We start from the raw sequence: 18,362 nt of genomic DNA on the forward strand, positions 1-18,362 counted from the left end.
GGTTACTTGACCGATCCGGCCGTCAGGCCGCCGACGATGTACTTCTGCAACCAGAGGAACAGCGCCATCACGGGCAGGGCCGCGAGCACCGCGCCGGCCGCGAAGACCGAGTAGTTGCTCGAGAACTCCTGCGAGACGAACTGGTAGAGGCCCACCGCGAGGGTCTGCTTCTCGGGCGTGATCAGCACGATGCTGGCGATCACGAACTCGTTGGTGGTGCCCACGAACGACAGCAGTCCGACCACGGCGAGGATGGGCGCGACCAGGCGCAGGATGATGGTGAAGAAGATCCGGGCGTGGCCGGCGCCGTCGAGCTTGGCGGCCTCGTCGATGGAGGCCGGGATCGTGTTGAAGAACCCGTACATCAGGTAGGTATTCACGCCGAGCGCGCCGCCGAGGTACACCATGATCAGGCCGATCTGGGTGTCCAGGCCGATGGCCGGGAAGATGTCGGAGATGCCGTTGAGCAGCAGGAAGATCGCCACCACGGCGAGCAACTGCGGGAACATCTGCACGAGCACCAGCATCAGCAGGCCCGCCCGGCGGCCGGTGAAACGCATCCGCGAGAACGAGTACGCGGCCAGCGCGCCGAGAAACACGGTGCCGGCGGAGGTGATGCCGCCGATCAGCAGGGTGTTGCCGTACCAGGCCGCGTACGGCTGCTGCGGCAGGTTGAACAGGGTGACGTAACTGCCCAGGTCCACCTCGCTGAACAGGCCGTTGGCGGTGATCAGGGTGCCGCCGGGGTGCAGCGACGCGGAGAGCACGTAGAGCAGCGGGAAGGCGGAGAAGACCACCATGACAGCGCCGACCAGGTGGCGCCAGCCGGTGGCGCGGAACCACCGGCCGAAGTTGAAGGGCTGCTTGACGGGGATGTATTCCTGGTTGTCCGGGGCTGCGATGTTCGGGGCGATGGTCATCTCAGTTCAACTCCTCTAGCGCCTTGGTCTGTTTGAAGCTGATGATCGACACGAGGGCGACGAGCACGAAGATCAGGATCGAGAAGGCGCTCGCGAGTCCGTAGTCCCGGTTGGCGCCGACGAACGCAACCTTGTAGACCATCGAGATGAGGATGTCGGTGGCTCCGACGTTCACCCCCGCTGTCACGTCTCGCGGCCCACCGTTGGTGAGCATGTAGATGAGGTTGAAGTTGTTGAAGTTGAATGCGAACGAGGCGATCAACAACGGGGAGACCGAGACGAGCAGCAGCGGCAGCTTGATCAGCCTGAACACCTGCCAGGGCTTGGCGCCGTCGACGGTGGCCGCTTCCTGCAGTTCGTCGGGGATGGATTGCAGTGCTCCGGTGCAGACCAGGAACATGTAGGGGAAGCCCAGCCAGAGGTTCACGAAGATGATGCTGAACTTCGCCAGCCACTCGTTGGTGAGCCAGGGAATCTCCGCCCCGCCGAACAGGACCTGGTTGATGAAGCCGAACTGCGGGTTGAGCATGCCCGCCCAGACCAGTGCCGAGAGGAAGGCGGGGAAGGCGTAGGGCAGGATCATGACGACGCGGTAGACGTTGCGGCCGCGCATCCGCAGATCGTTGAACACGATCGCCAGGAACAGGCCGAGGGCGAAGGTGGTGGCCACCGACAGGAACGCGAAGGCGAAGGTCCACAGGGTCACGCTGATCAGCGGACCGCGGATGGAGTCGGTGCCGAATGCCTTGGCGAAGTTGGCCAGGCCCACTTCCACCTTCCAGCCTGGCTGCAGGTCGGCGCCGTCTTCGGCGATGAACGAGCCCTGGGAGGGGTCTTCGGTGTAGACGACACCGGTGCTGGCGTCGGTCATGGTGCCGGCCGCCTCGTCGTAGACGAGGTCGGAGAGGTAGAGGTAGGCGGCGGAGCCGTCCGGGGTGCGCAGGCTGCCGTCGTTGGGGTCGTCGGAGACGGGGACCGCGAGAGCGGCGATGGCCTCCTGGTTGTTCACGATGTCGGAGAAGTTCAGCGTGGTGTAGCCGGGCAGGGCGATGGCCTGGCCGGAGGCATCCGTCTCGGCATCCGAGACGCGCTCAAGGGGCGCGTCCGGGTTGCCGACGCTGATCTCGCCGTCGGGGTCGGTGACCAGGAAGCTGTAGGCGCCGGCCTGTTCGAGCACGGTGACGGCGTAGCTGGGTGAGTCCGGCACGCGTTCCTGCGAGGAGAGGATCAGCGAGTTGACCGCGTCTTCTTTGGTGCTGTTGTGGCCCGTGCCGTAGTTGGTGAAGGCGATGTAGCCGGAGTAGCCGATGACGAAGATCTGGAAGATGATCAGGAAGATCAGACCCGGCGTGAGGTATTTGGCCGGGAGGCCCTTGGCGCGGAAGTAGATCCCGTTGACGACGATGGTGACCAACAGCACGAGGCTGAAGACCAGCCAGTCCTGCTTGATGAAGAGCACGAAGAGCGCGTAGACGCTGATCGCGTCGACGATGCCGAGCAGCAGTACCTTGACCAGCAGCACCTTGATGCCCGCGGATGCGGCTTCGGCGATGCGGCCCGCCTGCCGGGATTTCTTGGCGGCGACGATCTGGGCCCGATCGCGCTCGGTTCCGGGGGTAGTCATCATTGTCTGCTCTCTAGCCGCCAGGCGGTGATCGTGCGGGTGCTGCGTGCGGATGGTGCGGTGCGCCCGACCCGGTGGGGCCGGGCGCACTCGGTGGTGCTGGTTATTCGATGGCGGAGGCGATGTCCGCGGTCATCTTCTGCCACAGTTGCACCGGGTCACCCTGGTTGCTGATGATCGCAGCCTCGGTGACGCCCCAGAACTGCCAGACCTTGCCCATCTGTGGGATGTTGGGCATCGGCACGGCGGTGGCGCCGACGGCGCCGAATCCAGCGGTGATGGGGTCGGAACTGGCGGCCTCGAACGCGGCGGTCAGTGCCGGCGGACGTCCACCGACCTCGTAGAGTGCGGTCTGCACGTCTTCGCTGCCGATGTAGTTCACCAGGAACTCGTTCGCCGCGATGGCGTTCTTGGTCTTGGCGCTCACCATGAAGCCCGCCACGCCCACGAAGGGCTGGGCAGCCTGGCCACCGGCCGACGGCACGGCGTCAACGGACACGTCGATGCCGGCAGCCTGGGCGTCCGGCACGTTCCACGGTCCGGTCAGAAGGAACGGCGAGGCACCGGCGTAGAACTTCTCCTTGGCGATGTCGCCCGTGAGGTTCACGCTCATGCGGCCTGCCGCACCCTCGGCGGCGAGCCAGGTGGCGAAGGCCTCTCCGCCGGCGTTGCCGACGGTGAGGTCATCGGGGTTGTAGCTGCCGTCGGCATTGGTGCCGAACACCGGGGCCCCGAAGGAGGTCTGGAACGGGTACAGGTGGTACGGGTCGGCCTCGGGGCCGATCTGTACCAGGTAGGGGAATTCGGTTCCCGCGGCGACGCCGGCGGCGGTCATCTCGTCGAAGGTGGCCGGGGCGGTGGGGGCCAGCGCGGTGTTGCGCAGCAGGGCGATGTTCTCGATGGAGTACGGAACGCCGTAGGTCGTGCCCTCGTAGCTCATTGCGGTGACGGCGACCTGCTGGTAGTCGGCCGCGGTGTCGCCGAGCTCGACGGGCTGCACAACGCCGTTGCTGACGAAGTTACCGAGCCAGTCGTGCGCGGCGACGGTGATGTCCGGCCCCTTGCCGGTGGGGACCTGGGCGATGAACTCTTCCTGGATCTTCGCGAAGTCCTTCTGCACCAGCTTGACCTCGACGCCGGACTCCTTGGTGAAGGCCGCGGCGGCGTCCTTCAGCACGGCGGCGCGGTCGGCGTCCACCCACACTGTCAGGGCGCTGGAGTCGGCCTCCGACGAGGTGTCGCCCGAGTTCGAACCGGCCGAGCAGCCGGCCAGGGCCAGGGACGCTGCGACGGCAATTGCGCCGGCGGCCAGCAGGCCATTCTTCTTCACCATCATTGGTGTGCCTTTCATAATCAACATTGACATTTTGTGCAAGCGGTTACATGTATACCTGCCATTTCCTCGATTGGCAACCCAGTGTGTGGTTATCGACAGCTCTGATGCCACATTCGCCAGCGACGTTTGTGGAAGCGCTTGCATGCATCTCAGAATGCCGTAGTGTGTCCGTCATGACAGGCACAGAGTGGTGGCGTAACGCCGTTATCTATCAGATCTACCCACGGTCGTTCGCTGACGCGAACGGCGACGGCATGGGCGACCTCGCCGGCATCCGCTCCAGGCTGCCGCAGCTCGCCGAATTGGGGGTGGACGCCATCTGGCTGTCACCCTTCTACACGTCGCCGCAGCGCGACGCCGGCTATGACGTCTCCGACTACTGCAATGTCGATCCCCTGTTCGGCACCCTGTCCGACTACGACAAGATGCAGGCCGCCGCGCACGACCTGGGCATCCGGGTGATCGTCGACATCGTGCCGAACCACTCCTCGAGCGACCACCCGTGGTTTCAGGCCGCACTGGCCGCCGGCCCCGGCAGCGAAGAGCGCGGCCACTACATCTTCCGCGACGGCCTGGGCGAGAACGGTGAGCTTCCGCCGAACAACTGGGAGTCCGTGTTCGGCGGCAACGCCTGGACCCGCACGACCGACCCGGACGGCACCCCCGGCCAGTGGTACCTCCACCTCTTCGACACCACCCAGCCCGACTTCGACTGGGACAACGAGTGGGTGCGCGCCGAGTTCCGCGATGTGCTTCGCTTCTGGCTGGACCGCGGCGTCGACGGATTCAGGGTGGATGTCGCCCACGGCATGATCAAGGCCAAGGGCCTGCCCGACTACACCCCGCCCGTCGACGGCGGCAGCATGGGCGGCGCGACCACCGCGCTCGAACCCGGCGTTGTGGCGGAGCCCGTCGCCGGAGCCCCGTATTGGGCCCAGGACGGCGTGCACGACATCTACCGCGACTGGCGCATCGTGCTCGACGAGTACGACGGTGACCGGATCCTGGCCGCTGAGGCCTGGGTCGACCCGCTCGAGCGGGTAGCGCAGTGGGTGCGTCCGGATGAGATGCACCAGGCCTTCAATTTCGCCTACCTGGAGACGCCGTGGCAGGCTCCCGCGCTCCGCCGCGTGATCGACGATTCGCTCGCCGCGTTCAGTTCCGTTGGCGCGCCGAGCACCTGGGTGCTCTCCAACCACGATGTCGTGCGCCACGCGTCCAGGCTCGCGCTCACCGCCGACAACCTGCAGGGTCACGGCATCGGCCCGAACACCGTCGGCCTGCCGGACACCGAGGTCGGACTGCGTCGCGCCCGCGCCGCATCCGCCCTGATGCTCGCGCTGCCGGGGTCGAGCTACATCTACCAGGGCGAAGAACTCGGCCTGCCCGAGGTCATCCACCTGCCCGATTCGTCGCGGGAGGACCCCACCTGGTTCCGCACCAACGGTGAGCGCTACGGCCGCGACGGCTGCCGGGTGCCCATCCCGTGGGAAGGCGCCGCGCCGTCGTACGGCTTCGGGCCGAGCGCACAGAGCTGGCTGCCCCAGCCCGCCGAGTGGGCCACCCTGGCCCGCGACGCGCAGGCCGGTGTGGAGGGCTCGACCCTCGAGCTCTACACCGATGCCCTCGCCCTGCGCCGCGCGAACGAGCTCGGCTTCGGCTCGGTGGACTGGCTGCCCTCGCCCAGCGAGGACGTGCTCGTATTCCGCAACCGGAATGTCGTGGTGGTCGCCAACACCGGCGACCAGCCCATCGAGCTGCCCGCCGGCGATGTGCTGCTTTCCAGCGCCACCCTCACCGGGCGCACGCTGCCGGGTGACACCACGGCCTGGCTGCAGGGCTGACCACCTCGCATCACCGAGTAGTCGCCACTCCCCCGCTCGCAGCTCGCTCCCAGCGAGTACCGATGCGGGGGATGGCAGACTCGAGGTGGCCATCGGCGTTCGCTGGGCCGCCGTTGATTGGGGAGCGATCGTGACTGACCAGGTTGTCGAATGGCCCAGTGACCTCCGGGAAATCCGGACCGAGCTCACCCGGTTCATGATGTCGTACAAGTTCGCGACCGACGAGATGATGACCAAGGTCAACATCCTCAAGGAAGAATTCAGCGCGATCCACGACTACAGCCCGATCGAGCACGTCAGCCACCGGCTCAAGTCGCCGGAGGGCATCCTCAAGAAGGCCAACCGCAAGGGTTACCCGCTGGACCTCGAGGGCATCCGCGAGAACATCCAGGACATCGCGGGCATCCGGATCACCTGCAGCTTCATCTCGGACACCTACAGGGTGCTCGAGATGCTCACCGGTCAACGGGACATCACCGTGCTGCAGGTCAAGGACTACATCAAGAACCCCAAGCCCAACGGCTACAAGAGCCTGCACCTGATCGCGGCGATCCCGGTGTTCATGTCCGACCGGGTGCAGCCCGTCGCCGTCGAGGTGCAGATCCGCACCGTGGCCATGGATTTCTGGGCGAGTCTCGAGCACAAGATCTTCTACAAGTACGACGGCGCGGTGCCGACCGCGCTGGTCGGCGAGCTCAAGCAGGCCGCCGACGTGGCCAACCGGCTCGACATCGACATGGAACGCCTGCACGACCAGGTCGTGTCGTTGGGCGAAGCGTCCGAGCCCGTGACGCCGCGAGAGGCACGGCCGGCCCAGCACGGGGCGGACGGCGTCGCACCCTTCCCGCTCCCCCGGTCGCTGCTCGAGGCGTTTCTCGCAAAAGAAGCCTGACCCGGGCCTCGCGAAAGCGGGCTTCTGGTCGCCTCGACGCCCGCGAAGCAGCCACCTGACCGCTCTCGCGGGATGCCTGGGGCGCGAGACCGCCGTTGATCGAGCCTGTCGAGAGCAGGCGAAGCGCGAGCTAGTTGGTGTTGGCGTAGAGCCAGGCGAGTGGGTCGGTCTTGGTGCCGTTGATGCCACCGAGGCGGATCTCGAAGTGCAGGTGCGGGCCCGTCGACATGCCCGTGGAGCCGACCTTGCCGAGGACCTGGCCGACCTTGACGACGTCACCGGTCTTCAGCAGCATCGAGCCGTGGATCATGTGCGCATAGACGCTGGAGACCAGCTTGCCGTCGATCATGTGATCGATGATCATGTGCACGCCGAGGCTGCCCTCGCCGTCCTCGGTGAAGCTGACCACACCGTCGGCGATTGCCTGGGTGGGGGCGCCGAGGCCGGGGTTGAAGTCCTGGCCGCCGTGGTTGACCGAGCAACCTGCGCAGTTGCGGTAACCGAATTGGTCGCCCACGTGCACGCCGACCGCGAACGGCCACTGGATGGTTCCGTTCGGGTTGTTGCTGAACGTGTCTTCCATACGGATGCCGCTCGCCGCCGCGACCTCGGCGATGGACTGCGACTGGTAGCTGTCCTGTTCGACGGTGATGGTGTCTGTGCCGTTGGCCAGGTTGATGACCTGGGCGGGGTCGGCGCCGCTCGTGGGCTTCTTGGCTTCGAGGGCCGCGGCCTGCACGTCGCTGGAGGACAGCAGCGCCTCGGCGGGGATCGAGGTGGCGACGGCCATCAGTGCGACGAAGGTCATCGCGATGATCGACCCACCCTTGGTGGCGAGCATGCGCATGCGGTGGTGTCCCGAACGTGCCGATGCCACACCGGGCTTGGCGGAGGACGGTAGGGCCCGGGTGCGAGGAACGAAGGCGGGCAGCGTGTGCTCCGGCTCACTCGGCTCCGTGCGGGCCTGTGACGCCGCAGCAGGCTCGCCGGCCGGCGCCTGGTCGTCGATCGCCTGCACGGCGCGCAGCTGGGCACGCAGGGCCGCGCGAGACGGCAGGATGATCGTCGTGGTCGTGGTGTTCGGGGAAACGTCGCTTGGGATCTGCTCGTAGGCCGGCTCGGCAGGCAGCGCCAGATCGCGTTCCTTGAGAACGACGGTCTCGAGGTGAGGTTCGGCCAGTCCGGCACCGACCAGGAGGTGCGCCGCGGGCGACAGCTCGGTGACCGGCTGGGGTTCCACGTCGGAGACGGCAACAAAGTCGGCGGTTTCGGTGGGTGCCGGCTCGGTTACCGGCGTCGGTTCGGCGGCCAGCTCCGCGCGACGCTCGAGCTCGCGCTGTTCGCGACGCGTGAGCGTGCGGTGCGGTGCGAGGGCCGGCTCGGTCGAATCGGTGCTGCCGAGGTCGCTCTGTGAGAGGTCACTGGAGTCGGCTGCGGGGGCATCCGACAACGGGGTGTGACGTGACAAAGGACGGGTACTTTCGGCGCGTTGGACAGGGCTAGAGGCACGCGTTTTGACGTGAGCCAAAGTAACGAATAGATAAAGGCTAGCTTGCGGAGCGCCGGATGGCCATTTGATGTCGGCAAATCACACCCGAACACGGGGTGTATCCCTCCCTGTGGAGGATGCGCAAGGAGGGCCCGGCGTGATAGCGGATCGGGCGTCTGCCCCGCCATCCAGCGGGTGCGGAGCCGTCAGCGGCACTCCGATTCTCAAATGTCGTCGTCGGCCATAAATTGCTCGAAAAGATTCGCGAGCAGCGGCTCGGCGGTGGCGTACAGATCGGGCGCGGCCGCGATGAGAAGGCTGACGCCTTCACGGTCCGCGCCGAACGCGCCCACCCGGGCGCCGGCCTCCGTGGCGACGAGGGCCCCGGCGGCGTGATCCCAGGGGTGCAATCCGCGCTCGTAGTAGAGGTCCAGCCGGCCGGCGGCCACCGAGCACAGGTCCAGTGAGGCCGCGCCCATCCGCCGCACGTCACGGACCTGGCTGATCAAACCGTGCAGGACCTTCGCCTGGCGGGTTCGCCGGACCGAGTCGTAGGAGAATCCGGTACCGAACAGGGCTAACGACAACGGCACCCCGCTCGTCACCTGCAGCGCGCGCCCGTTCAGGTGCGCACCATCGCCGGCGCGGGCGGAGAACAGTTCGTTGATCGCCGGGTTGCGCACCGCGCCGGCCAGGGCGCTCCAGCTGGCCGGGTCGGCGTCTCCCTCGACCACGGCGATGCTCACGGCGTAACAGGGGATGCCGTAGAGGTAGTTGACGGTTCCGTCGATGGGGTCGACGACCCAGGTCAGTCCGGAGGTGCCCGCGGTGGCGGTGGACTCCTCGCCGTAGAAGCCGTCGTCGGGTCGCGCATCCGCGAGCAGGCCGCGGATGAGCGCCTCGGTCTCCCGGTCCGCGAGCGTGACCACGTCCTCCGGGGACGACTTCGACGCGGCGATCTGCACGCCTTCCGCCCGCCGGCGACGGGCGAGCTCTCCGGCCACCATCGCGGTCTCCTGGGCGAGGGTGAGCAGTTCGGTCGTGGCGGAAGGGGTCATCTGACCACGGTACGCCCGAGCGGTAACGGGCGGGTTAACGCACAAACGCGCCGGAGGCCCGGCGCGTTGTGGTGGTGCTGGTAGTGCTGGTCTTGCCCCATTCTTGCTGTGGCGAGTGCGAGATTCGAACTCACGAAGGCTACGCCGTCTGATTTACAGTCAGATCCCTTTGGCCGCTTGGGTAACTCGCCAGTGCATACCCGGCCATATGTAGCCACGTGACCGGAGACGCTCAGACAGAATACAAGCCGAAGGGCCCAAGTGCGAAATCAGGGTGGGCGGCCGGGCGCCGAACCGGTGGATATGATCACTTCACACCCCCTCTTGCACGCCGGTTAGGAACCCGAATGGTCGGAATCGACGAGGTCGCCCGTCGCGCGGGCGTCTCCACCGCCACGGTTTCGCGCGCCCTGAGCGGCAACGGCCACGTGTCGCCCACGACCAGGCTCAAGGTCAAGGCCGCGGCCCTGGAGCTGGGCTACGTGGTGTCGTCGAACGCGTCCAGCCTGGCGTCGGGTCGCATGAAGAACATCGGCGTGGTCGTGCCGTTCCTGAATCGGTGGTTCTTCTCCAGCGTCGTCGAGGGCGCTCAGAAGGAACTGCTGCACAACGGCTACGACCTCACCCTCTACAACCTCACCGGCGGCGGCGACGAGCGCCGCAGCGTCTTCGAGCACTTCCTGCTCCGTCAGCGGGTGGATGCCGTGATCGCGATCTCGCTGGAACTGACCGAGAGCGAGGTGGCCAGGCTGCACGCGCTCGGCAAGCCGCTCGTGGGCGTCGGCGGCCCGATCACGGGCGTGCGCACCCTCACCATCGACGACGCGGCCGTGGCCCGGCTCGCCACCGAGCACCTGCTCGCGCTCGGCCACACCCGGATCGCCCACATCGGCGGCACCAAAGACTACGACCTCGACTTCCACCTGCCCACCAACCGGCGCTTCGGCTACGAGGCTGCCCTGGAAGCCGCCGGTATCGGCGTGGCCCCCGAGCTGTTCCAACCGGCCGACTTCACCATCCGTGGCGGTTACCAGGCGGCGAAGCAGCTGCTGGGCAGCCCGCACGACCGTCCGACGGCGATCTTCGCCGCGTCGGACGAGATGGCGATCGGCAGCATCCTGGCCGCTCGGGACCTGGGCCTGGTCGTGCCGCGGGACGTCTCGGTGATCGGCATCGACGACCACGAACTGGCGGACTTCTTCGGCCTGAGCACCATCGCGCAGTTCCCGCAGGGCCAGGGCGCCAAGGCCGTGGAGATCCTGATGGACCAGCTGCATCCTGGCCAGCACGACCAGGCGGCCCTGAACACTCCGATGCCGTTCGAGCTGATCGTGCGCTCGAGTACGGCACGCCCCGGCGACTGATCAGAGCGCCGTCGGGCGGCATCCGGCCCTTCTCGGTAACATGGCTCTCATGGCAGATTCTACGTTCGACATCGTCAGCAAGGTCGACCCCATGGAGATCGACAACGCGCTCAACCAGGCTCACAAAGAGGTGGCGCAGCGCTACGACTTCAAGAACGTCGGGGCATCCATCGAAATGAGCGGCGAAAAGGTGCTCATGAAGGCGAACACCGAGGAGCGCGTCAAGGCGATCCTCGAGGTGTTCGAGTCGAAGCTGATCAAGCGCGGCATCTCGCTGCGCAGCCTCGACGCCGGTGAGCCGTACCCGTCGGGCAAGGAGTACCGCATCGAGGCCAGCATGAAGGCCGGAATCGACCAGGAGAACGCGAAGAAGATCAACAAGATCATCCGCGACGAGGGCCCCAAGGGCGTCAAGAGCCAGATTCAGGGCGACGAACTGCGCGTGAGCTCGAAGAGCCGCGACGACCTGCAGTCCACGATGGCCCTGCTCAAGGGCAAGGACCTCGACGTGGCCCTCCAGTTCGTCAACTTCCGCTAGTTCCCCTTCCGCGAACTATGACTTAAGCCCCAGAATCTTCCGAGATCTGGGGCTTTTCTCACGGTTCGCGGATGGTCAGGGCGCGTAGGCGCGGAGCCACCGGGTGAGGGCGGCGTAGGCCGCTTCGCGCGGCGCCTCGGCGGAGAGGACGACGTCGTGCAGGGCTCCCTCGATGCGCGCCACCGTCACCGTCGCACCCAGCCGCACGGCGGCCCTGGCGATGTCGTTCACCACCAGGACGCTGTCGCTGTGCCGCATCTGCTCGCTCCAGCGCGGCAGGATCGTGGACCGCGCCGACAGCAGCGTGAGGATAGGCACCTCGATGCCCAGTCCGGCCGCCACGGCGGCGTGTCCCTCGAGCACCGCGTTCAGCCAGGCCCGGGGCGGTGGGAAACCGCGCGGCGGGCGCCAGCGTGGTTCGTAGGACCACTCGCCGTCGAACTCGGACGAGACCGAGCGGCTGTAGAAGCCCAGGTCCACCTGGGGCAGGGTGCCCAGCGGCTGCACGCGGGCGCCCAGCTGCACGAGCGGCGTGATGAAGGCCCGGCCCACACCGCCGGCCTGAAACTCCAGCCACGGGCTGTTCAGCACGAGCGCATGGGCCCGCCCCGGGTGCCTGGAGGCCCACAGGCTCAGGGTGAGGCCGCCGGTGGAGTGCCCCATCAGCACCAGCCGCCGCCGCGAGGGCCGTTCGGCGTTTTCGCCGTGGCCCATCGCGGCAAGGGCGGCTTCGATGTCGGCGTCGTAGGTGGCCAGGTCGGCCACGAAGCCGGGTGTCTGATGCTCCCGCAGGCTGCGCCCGTACTTCCGCAGATCGAGGGCGTAGAACCGGGCGCCGAGACCGTGCCAGTGCTCGGCGAGGCCGGTCTGGAAGAAGTAGTCCGACCATCCGTGCAGGTAGAGCACATCGGTGCCGTGCGCCGGGGCCGCCGGCGACACCAGGTCGGTCAGGGGCGGGCGGTGCCGCACCAGCGTGGCGACGACCTCCCCTTCGCCGTCGCTGCCCAGCGGCAGGGTAGCTGCCTGGTAGTCACTGCCCAGGATGTCGTCCTGCCAGGCCACAGCACGCGAGCCGTGAGCTAAGCCCCCGAATCGTTCGATTTTCGGTGCTTTGCTCACGGCTCGCCGCTTGCCTACAGTTCGGCGGGGACTTGGGCTCGGGAGACCTCGACCATTTCGTGGCGCGGGACGACCTTGACGCGCACACGGCCCTGCTCGGCGCCGAGCGCCAGCTCGTGCTGGTCGAGGTGGTGCCAGCCGTCGAGGTTGGTGTACGCCACGCCGCGGGACTCCAGCAGCTCCACGATGCTCTGCTCCTCGGGCGCTTCTGGCCGCCACCAGTTGCCGACGTCGTTGATCAGGTGCCGCACGGTCTCCATCGCGTCGGACTTGGTGTGCCCGATCAGGCCCACCGGTCCGCGCTTGATCCAGCCGGTGGCGTAGACGCCGTACATCTGCTGGCTGCCGGTGCTGGACTCGAAGCCGGGCTCACCCTTCCAGAGCACTTGGCCCTCGCGGTTGGGGATCACGCCGCGCTTCTTGTCGAACGGGATGCCGGGCAACGACGAGCCGTAGTAGCCGACCGCCCGATAGATGGCCTGGATCGGCAGCTCGCGGATCTCGCCGGTGCCGTGCACACCGCCCTGGCCATCCGGTGCGGTGCGCTCGTACCGGAAGCCGCCGACGTGGCCGTTGCCGTCGTCGGTGACCTCCACCGGTCGGGCGAAGAAGTGCAGGTGCAGCCGACGCGATGCCTGGCCGGTCTCGCGCTTCCGCCACTGGTTGAGCACCTTGTCGATCACGAAGACCTGTTTGTTGCTGGCCACCGCCGCGCGGGCGGCGTCGTCGTAGTCGAAGTCCTCGTCGTAGACGATGATGTCCACGTCGGGCAGCTCGCCGAGTTCGCGCAGCTCCAGCGGGGTGAACTTCACCGAGGTGGGGCCTCGGCGCCCGAACACGTGCACATCCGTCACCGGGGAGGCCTTGAGTCCGTCGTAGACGTTGGCCGGGATCTCGGTGGGCAGCAGGTCGTCGGCGTGCTTGGCGAGCATGCGGGAGACGTCGAGGGCGACGTTGCCGTTGCCGATCACCGCGACGGACTTTGCCTCGAGCGGCCAGGTGCGCGGCACGTCGGGGTGGCCGTCGAACCAGCTCACGAACCTCGCGGCGCCATAGGAGCCCTCGAGTTCGATGCCGGGGATGGGCAGGTTGGCGTCGTGCACGGCGCCGGTGGCGAAGATGACCGCGTTGTAGTGCTTCTTGAGGTCATCGAGGGTGATGTCGGTGCCGTAGCGCACGTTCCCGAACAGGCGGATGTCGCCGCGGTCCAGTACGTCGCGGAGCGCGTTGATGATGCCCTTGATGCGGGGGTGGTCCGGCGCCACGCCGTAACGCACCAGCCCGTAGGGGGCCGGCAGGTGGTCGAACAGGTCGATGGAAACGTCGAAGTTTCGCTCGGCCTTCAGGAGGATGTCTGCGGCGTAGATGCCGGCGGGGCCCGCACCGACGATGGCCAATCGCAACTTGGTCATGGAAGCCTTTCTAGCTGGATCGCTCGACGATGGTCTCGGCGAAGCGGGTGAGCGCCTTCTTGACCGAGCCGTTCGGCAGGGGGGCAAGGGCGGCAACGGCATCACGGGCCCAACCGTGGGCCTCCGCGAGGGTCTGGGTGGTCACGTCGTGTTCGCGCAGAGCCGTGATGGCGGAGTCGGCGGCCTCGGTGGCCACGCCGGCGCTGCTCATCACATCGGCCTCGAGGCGGGCGGCCAGGTCGGCGGCGCGCACATCCGTTGCCGCACGCTCACGCAGGCGCAGCAGCGGCAGGGTGGCGACCCCGGCGCGCAGATCGGTGCCGGGCACCTTGCCGGTCGCCTCGGGCTGCGGCGACAGGTCGAGCACGTCGTCGATGAGCTGGAAGGCGACACCGATCCGCTCGCCGAAGAGCACGACGGGCTCCTCGAATTTCTCGGGAGCGTTGGAGAAGATGATCCCGGCCTGGGCGGCGGCGGCGATCAGGGAGCCGGTCTTGTCGGCGAGCACCTGGATGTAGTGCTCGATCGGGTCCTCGCCGTCCTTGGGTCCGACGGTCTCGTGCAGCTGGCCGAGCACCAGGCGTTCGAAGGTGTCGCCCTGCAGGCGCACCGCGCGTTCGCCGAGCCTGCCCATCAGCTGGTTGGCGCGGGAGAAGAGCAGGTCGCCGGCGAGGATGGCGATGGAGTTGCCCCAGACCACCTGGGCGCTGGGCACGCCGCGGCGCTTCTCGGCATCGTCCATGACGTCGTCGTGGTACAGCGAGGCGAGGTGGGTGATCTCGATGGCGGCGGCCGCGCGGACCACGTCGGGGATGGTGCCGTCGCCGAGGTGGGAGGTGAGCAGCGCGAGCATCGGGCGCACGCGCTTGCCGCCGGCGTCGAGCAGGTACCGGCTGGTCACGGCGGCGATCTCGTCGGCGAAGACGAGTTCACCCAGCAGGGTCGTCTTCACCTCTTCGAGGCCTTTGTCGATGCTGGCAGCCAGGCCGCGGTCGGCGGGGGTGGAGAAGATTCGATCGCTCAGGCCCAGCTGCGACGTTACCGACGGGCTCCGGCGGGCCACGGGGGCGGTCAATTTCACTCTGTCAGCCTAACGATCGGATCTGGGAGTTTCAGGAGGTTGAAGCGGGGGCGTGCTCGGTCTTGATTCCGCGGTGCAGAGCCACGATACCGAGACTGAGGTTGCGGTACGCCACGGCATCGTATCCGGCGTCGCGCAGCCAGGCGCTGAGGGTGGGCTGGTTCGGCCAGGCCGCGATGGACTCGCCCAGGTAGTCGTAGGCCTCGGCGTTGGAGGACGCCAGCTTCACGATGCGCGGCATCACATGATTGAGGTAGGCGAAGTAGCCCACCCGGATGGGCGCGACGGGCGGGGTGGAGAACTCGCAGATGACCACGCGGCCGCCGGGCTTGGTGACCCTGTAGAACTCCGCGAGAGCCTTCTTGGGCTCCACCACGTTGCGCAGGCCGAACGAGATGGTGACGGCGTCGAACTCGCCGTCCTTGAACGGCAGCTGGGTGGCATCCGCCTGCACGAACTCAACGTTGGGGTTGTCTGCGTGCCGTTCGCGGCCCACCTTGATCATGCCCGCGGAGAAGTCGGCGGCCACCACGTGCGCGCCGGTGTGCGCGAGGGCCACGCTGGAGGTGCCGGTGCCAGCCGCGATGTCGAGGATCCGCTCCCCGCGGCGCGGGTTGACGGCCCTGGTCGTGGCGACGCGCCACAACGAGGCGTTGCCCACCGAGAGCAACGCGTTGGTGCGGTCGTAGTGGGTCGAGACCAAATCGAACATGGCGGCGACCTGCGCGGGCTGCTTATTTAGATCTGCTCTACTCACCGGTCCAGTCTAGATTGCGACGCGCGGCCCGGGTATCCGCGGGCGCGGGCTTAGGGTAGACAAGTGAATGCGCCAGCTCTAACGGTTGAGACCTCCCCGATTGCCGACATTCGCCAGCTGATCCTGCTGCTCGACGAGCGGCAGCCGCTGCTCTGGATGCGCCGCAACCAGGGCCTCGCCGGCATCGGCACGGCCCTGCGCCTGGAGTTCTCCGGGCCCACCCGCATGACGGATGCCGCCGCAGCCTGGCGCGATGTCGTCGCGGCCGCCACGGTGACCGACCCGCTGGCGCGCACGGGCACCGGCCTGCTGGCCTTCGGCACCTTCGCCTTCGACGACTCCTCCAGCCAGACCAGCGTGCTCATCGTCCCCGAGCTGATCGTGGGCCGCGAGGACGGTCAGTGCTGGGTCACCCGGATCTGGCCCACCGGCCAGGCCGCCCCCGAGATTCCGCTGGCGCTGCACCCGCTCGGTGACGAGTACCGCATCTCCCTGCTGCCCGGCGCCCTGAAGCCGGCCGACTACCGGGCGGCCGTCGCCGCCGCGGTGGACCACATCGGCGCCCAGGAGCTGAGCAAAGTGGTGCTCGCCCGCGACCTCGTCGGCCGGCTGCCCGCCGAGTCCGACCTGCGTCTGCTGCTGACCGAACTGGCCCTGGGCTACCCGGACTGCTGGACATACGCCGTCGACGGACTCGTCGGTTCCAGCCCGGAGACCCTGATCCGGGCCGACCACAACGAGGTCAACGCCCGCGTGCTGGCCGGCACCATTTCCCGCGGGGCGGATGCCGCGGCCGACCTCGAGGCCGCCCTCGCGCTGGCCACCTCGAGCAAGGACGGCGACGAACACGAGTTCGCCGTGCAGAGTGTGCTCGCCGCGCTGCGTCCGCACACCTCGGTGCTCACCACGAGTGAGATCCCGTTCACGGTGAAGCTGCCCAACCTGTGGCACCTGGCCACCGACGTCGAGGGCACCCTGAGCGACGGGTCCACCTCCCTCGACCTGATCGCGGCGATGCACCCGACCGCGGCGGTCGCCGGCACCCCCACGCTGGACGCTCTCGCGCTCATCCGCGAGTTGGAGCCGTTCGACCGCGGTCGCTACGCCGGCCCGGTGGGCTGGGTCGGCGCGGACGGCGACGGCGAGTGGGCCATCGCGCTGCGCTGCGCACAGGTGTCCCCCACCGGCGACATCACGGCGTACGCCGGCTGCGGCATCGTCCTGGACTCGGACCCCGACCGTGAGCTGGCCGAAACCAAGATGAAGTTCCGCCCCGTTGTCGAGGCCTTCGGCTGACAGCCGCTCGGGCGCTCGGGCATCTGCCCCCCGTGTCGTAGCCCGCAACTGTTCCCGCTCCGGACAAATGGTCCCGGCACACCGGGCGCACTTGTCCGCTTCGGGCACAGTTAGCGGCTGTTCCCCGCGACCCGGCCGGTGCGGACCGGCCTAGGCGGGCAGGTTGTTGGCCTGGGTCACCATGAGGACGACCACGATCACGTCGACCACGATGTTGGTCAATACCGCCAGGATCGAGAGGATCAGAGCGGTCAGGCCGAGCTCCGGACGGTTCGAGCGCCGCCTGGCCAGGAGGCCGAGGATCACGCCGACGCTGCCGATGATCAGGCCGAGCACGGGCATCCAGCCGCAGAGGAATGCGACGACGCCGACGATCATGGCGGACAGGGCGAGCGTGTCTGCCTTGACCCTGGCCGGCGGAGAGGCGGCGGGTGCGGGTGGTACGGTCCTACCGGGCATGGGGCACTCCTTGGCCGTTCCGCACGTCTGGCACGGAACGAGTGCAACGGTACCAAACCCGCCAACGCCCCGCACCGGCAACACAAGGCCGGCTTCCAGTTAGCGGGCCAGGGGGACCTCGAGCAGGGTCGGGCGGGCCACCGGCGCCGTCAGGGCGCTCTCCAGGGTGCTGCGGGTCGCCGCCCGCGCGTAGTCCCAGCCGTAGGCGGTGGCGAGAGCCTCGAGATTCACTTGCTGCGGGGTGAAGAGCACTCTGTCGATGGCAGACGGGGCGGCGGCGGTCGCCACCTCGAGGCCGTCGAAGATGGTGCCGCCGCCGTCGTTGCCCACGATCACCTGCAGCCGCGGTCGCACCTCACCGGGCGCAATCAGCAGTGAGCCGGCGTCGTGCAGCAGGGTCACGTCGCCGACGAGCAGCCGGGTCGTGCCCGTCGACAGCGGCTGAGGGCCCGCCTGGCTGGCCAACGCGATGCCCAGCGCCGTGGCAATGGTGCCGTCGATGCCGGCCAGACCACGGTTGGCGTGCACGGGGATCTTCTTGCCAGCCACCCGGCTGTCCAGCTCGCGGATCAGCCGGGACGCGCCCAGCACCAGGCGGTCGTGCGGCCAGGAGGCGCGCCACACGGCGTCGGCGAGCATTGCCCGGGTGACCGGGGCCTTCATCGCCGCGAACTCGGCCTTGGACAGGCCGTGGGTGTTGAAGGCCGGGGCGTCGAGCTCGGTGTCCTCGGCCAGGATGCTCCGGCTCGCCATCACCCACCGGCCCACCCAGGCCCTGGCCTCGCGGGTTCCCGCTACAGCGATCGCCTCGTCGGTGGCGGCAACGGCCCGCGCGAACCTCGCTACCCGGTGCCCGGGGTTGTACCACTCGAGGCCGGCCGGGGCCACGACGATGGTCTCCACGTCTTCACGCAGTACGAGCGCCGGGATCTCCCGGCTGAGGGTGGGGTGGCCGAACACGATCACGCGTTGCACCTGGCCGCCGAAGTCGGCGTCCCCGAGCAGTTCGCGGTAGGCCACGACGAGGTTCGGGCCGAACCTGGCGCCGCTGGAGACCTCGGCGATCAGCGGCCAGCCGGCGAGGCGGGCCAGCTCCTCCGCGGCCGGCCCGGCGCCGGCGCCGGCGACGACGACGGTGCGGGGACCCGGCGGCAACGGATGCGGCGGATCGGC

15 protein-coding genes, 1 tRNA gene and 1 pseudogene are annotated in these 18,362 nt (G+C 68.0%); 5 read left to right on the forward strand and 12 right to left on the reverse strand.

Going from position 1 to position 18,362, the window contains the following annotated elements:
- Positions 1 to 2 precede the first annotated feature (2 nt).
- The 3 genes from E3O60_RS13015 to E3O60_RS13025 all read right to left on the reverse strand — a co-directional run bounded on the left by E3O60_RS13015 (position 3) and on the right by E3O60_RS13025 (position 3,880).
- On the reverse strand, positions 3 to 920 hold the full coding sequence (locus E3O60_RS13015; protein WP_088454992.1) for a sugar ABC transporter permease: 918 nt from the start codon (positions 918 to 920) through the stop codon (positions 3 to 5).
- A 1-nt stretch (position 921) separates the two neighbouring features.
- A complete protein-coding gene (locus E3O60_RS13020; RefSeq protein WP_088454991.1) occupies positions 922 to 2,547 on the reverse strand; it encodes an ABC transporter permease subunit in 1,626 nt (541 codons plus the stop codon).
- A gap of 100 nt (positions 2,548 to 2,647) precedes the next feature.
- The gene (locus E3O60_RS13025) at positions 2,648 to 3,880 is read right to left on the reverse strand and encodes a maltose ABC transporter substrate-binding protein (protein ID WP_088454990.1); all 1,233 of its coding nucleotides are present in this window, start codon (positions 3,878 to 3,880) and stop codon (positions 2,648 to 2,650) included.
- Positions 3,881 to 4,053: 173 nt separating this feature from the next.
- Here E3O60_RS13025 and E3O60_RS13030 point away from each other — a divergent pair, with 173 nt between their 5' ends.
- The gene (locus tag E3O60_RS13030) at positions 4,054 to 5,724 is read left to right on the forward strand and encodes a glycoside hydrolase family 13 protein (RefSeq protein ID WP_134498348.1); all 1,671 of its coding nucleotides are present in this window, start codon (positions 4,054 to 4,056) and stop codon (positions 5,722 to 5,724) included.
- 130 nt (positions 5,725 to 5,854) lie between these two features.
- Positions 5,855 to 6,616: a GTP pyrophosphokinase family protein gene (locus tag E3O60_RS13035; RefSeq protein ID WP_241993273.1), complete on the forward strand. Its 762-nt coding sequence runs from the start codon at positions 5,855 to 5,857 to the stop codon at positions 6,614 to 6,616.
- Positions 6,617 to 6,746: 130 nt separating this feature from the next.
- Here the strand turns inward: E3O60_RS13035 and E3O60_RS13040 are convergent, their stop codons facing one another.
- The 3 genes from E3O60_RS13040 to E3O60_RS13050 all read right to left on the reverse strand — a co-directional run bounded on the left by E3O60_RS13040 (position 6,747) and on the right by E3O60_RS13050 (position 9,354).
- Positions 6,747 to 8,084 (reverse strand): M23 family metallopeptidase, encoded by a 1,338-nt coding sequence (locus E3O60_RS13040; protein ID WP_133159696.1) that lies wholly within the window; start codon positions 8,082 to 8,084, stop codon positions 6,747 to 6,749.
- A gap of 245 nt (positions 8,085 to 8,329) precedes the next feature.
- On the reverse strand, positions 8,330 to 9,163 hold the full coding sequence (locus E3O60_RS13045; protein ID WP_134498350.1) for an inositol monophosphatase family protein: 834 nt from the start codon (positions 9,161 to 9,163) through the stop codon (positions 8,330 to 8,332).
- Between the two features lie 109 nt (positions 9,164 to 9,272).
- Positions 9,273 to 9,354 (reverse strand) — tRNA-Tyr (locus E3O60_RS13050).
- Between the two features lie 156 nt (positions 9,355 to 9,510).
- On the opposite strand from E3O60_RS13050, the gene E3O60_RS13055 reads away from it, so the two are divergent.
- Together E3O60_RS13055 and E3O60_RS13060 are read left to right on the forward strand one after the other, a co-directional pair.
- The gene (locus E3O60_RS13055; protein ID WP_088454987.1) at positions 9,511 to 10,527 is read left to right on the forward strand and encodes a LacI family DNA-binding transcriptional regulator; all 1,017 of its coding nucleotides are present in this window, start codon (positions 9,511 to 9,513) and stop codon (positions 10,525 to 10,527) included.
- A gap of 49 nt (positions 10,528 to 10,576) precedes the next feature.
- Entirely contained in the window at positions 10,577 to 11,065 is a 489-nt protein-coding gene (locus tag E3O60_RS13060; RefSeq protein WP_088457811.1) for a YajQ family cyclic di-GMP-binding protein, read from the forward strand.
- A 75-nt stretch (positions 11,066 to 11,140) separates the two neighbouring features.
- Here E3O60_RS13060 and E3O60_RS13065 read toward each other — a convergent pair whose 3' ends face one another.
- The 4 genes from E3O60_RS13065 to E3O60_RS13080 form a co-directional block, all read right to left on the reverse strand.
- Positions 11,141 to 12,127, reverse strand: a complete 987-nt coding sequence (locus E3O60_RS13065) for an alpha/beta hydrolase (RefSeq protein WP_088454986.1) — start codon at positions 12,125 to 12,127, stop codon at positions 11,141 to 11,143.
- A 71-nt stretch (positions 12,128 to 12,198) separates the two neighbouring features.
- Entirely contained in the window at positions 12,199 to 13,596 is a 1,398-nt protein-coding gene (locus E3O60_RS13070) for an FAD-dependent oxidoreductase (RefSeq protein ID WP_103478485.1), read from the reverse strand.
- 10 nt (positions 13,597 to 13,606) lie between these two features.
- On the reverse strand, positions 13,607 to 14,677 hold the full coding sequence (locus E3O60_RS13075) for a polyprenyl synthetase family protein (protein WP_088454984.1): 1,071 nt from the start codon (positions 14,675 to 14,677) through the stop codon (positions 13,607 to 13,609).
- Between the two features lie 31 nt (positions 14,678 to 14,708).
- A complete protein-coding gene (locus tag E3O60_RS13080) occupies positions 14,709 to 15,434 on the reverse strand; it encodes a class I SAM-dependent methyltransferase (RefSeq protein WP_241980050.1) in 726 nt (241 codons plus the stop codon).
- Positions 15,435 to 15,497: 63 nt separating this feature from the next.
- Between E3O60_RS13080 and E3O60_RS13085 the strand changes: the two genes are divergently transcribed.
- Positions 15,498 to 16,730, forward strand: a complete 1,233-nt coding sequence (locus tag E3O60_RS13085; protein WP_241993274.1) for an isochorismate synthase MenF — start codon at positions 15,498 to 15,500, stop codon at positions 16,728 to 16,730.
- A gap of 150 nt (positions 16,731 to 16,880) precedes the next feature.
- Here E3O60_RS13085 and E3O60_RS13090 read toward each other — a convergent pair whose 3' ends face one another.
- Positions 16,881 to 17,189, reverse strand: a complete 309-nt coding sequence (locus tag E3O60_RS13090; RefSeq protein ID WP_103478486.1) for a hypothetical protein — start codon at positions 17,187 to 17,189, stop codon at positions 16,881 to 16,883.
- A 99-nt stretch (positions 17,190 to 17,288) separates the two neighbouring features.
- Positions 17,289 to 18,362 (reverse strand): annotated as a pseudogene (locus E3O60_RS18530) (2-succinyl-5-enolpyruvyl-6-hydroxy-3-cyclohexene-1-carboxylate synthase); the annotation flags it as partial.

This window comes from Cryobacterium sp. TMB1-7 (genome assembly GCF_004402435.1).
Taxonomy (GTDB): Bacteria; Actinomycetota; Actinomycetes; order Actinomycetales; family Microbacteriaceae; genus Cryobacterium; species Cryobacterium zongtaii.

Coding starts and splice junctions, on each gene's coding strand:
- E3O60_RS13090 (WP_103478486.1), bottom strand. CDS start 17,189: ATGCCCGGTAGGACCGTACCACCCGCACCCGCCGCCTCTCCGCCGGCC.
- E3O60_RS13015 (WP_088454992.1), bottom strand. CDS start 920: ATGACCATCGCCCCGAACATCGCAGCCCCGGACAACCAGGAATACATC.
- E3O60_RS13020 (WP_088454991.1), bottom strand. CDS start 2,547: ATGATGACTACCCCCGGAACCGAGCGCGATCGGGCCCAGATCGTCGCC.
- E3O60_RS13045 (WP_134498350.1), bottom strand. CDS start 9,163: ATGACCCCTTCCGCCACGACCGAACTGCTCACCCTCGCCCAGGAGACC.
- E3O60_RS13030 (WP_134498348.1), top strand. CDS start 4,054: ATGACAGGCACAGAGTGGTGGCGTAACGCCGTTATCTATCAGATCTAC.
- E3O60_RS13025 (WP_088454990.1), bottom strand. CDS start 3,880: ATGATGGTGAAGAAGAATGGCCTGCTGGCCGCCGGCGCAATTGCCGTC.
- E3O60_RS13070 (WP_103478485.1), bottom strand. CDS start 13,596: ATGACCAAGTTGCGATTGGCCATCGTCGGTGCGGGCCCCGCCGGCATC.
- E3O60_RS13055 (WP_088454987.1), top strand. CDS start 9,511: ATGGTCGGAATCGACGAGGTCGCCCGTCGCGCGGGCGTCTCCACCGCC.
- E3O60_RS13060 (WP_088457811.1), top strand. CDS start 10,577: ATGGCAGATTCTACGTTCGACATCGTCAGCAAGGTCGACCCCATGGAG.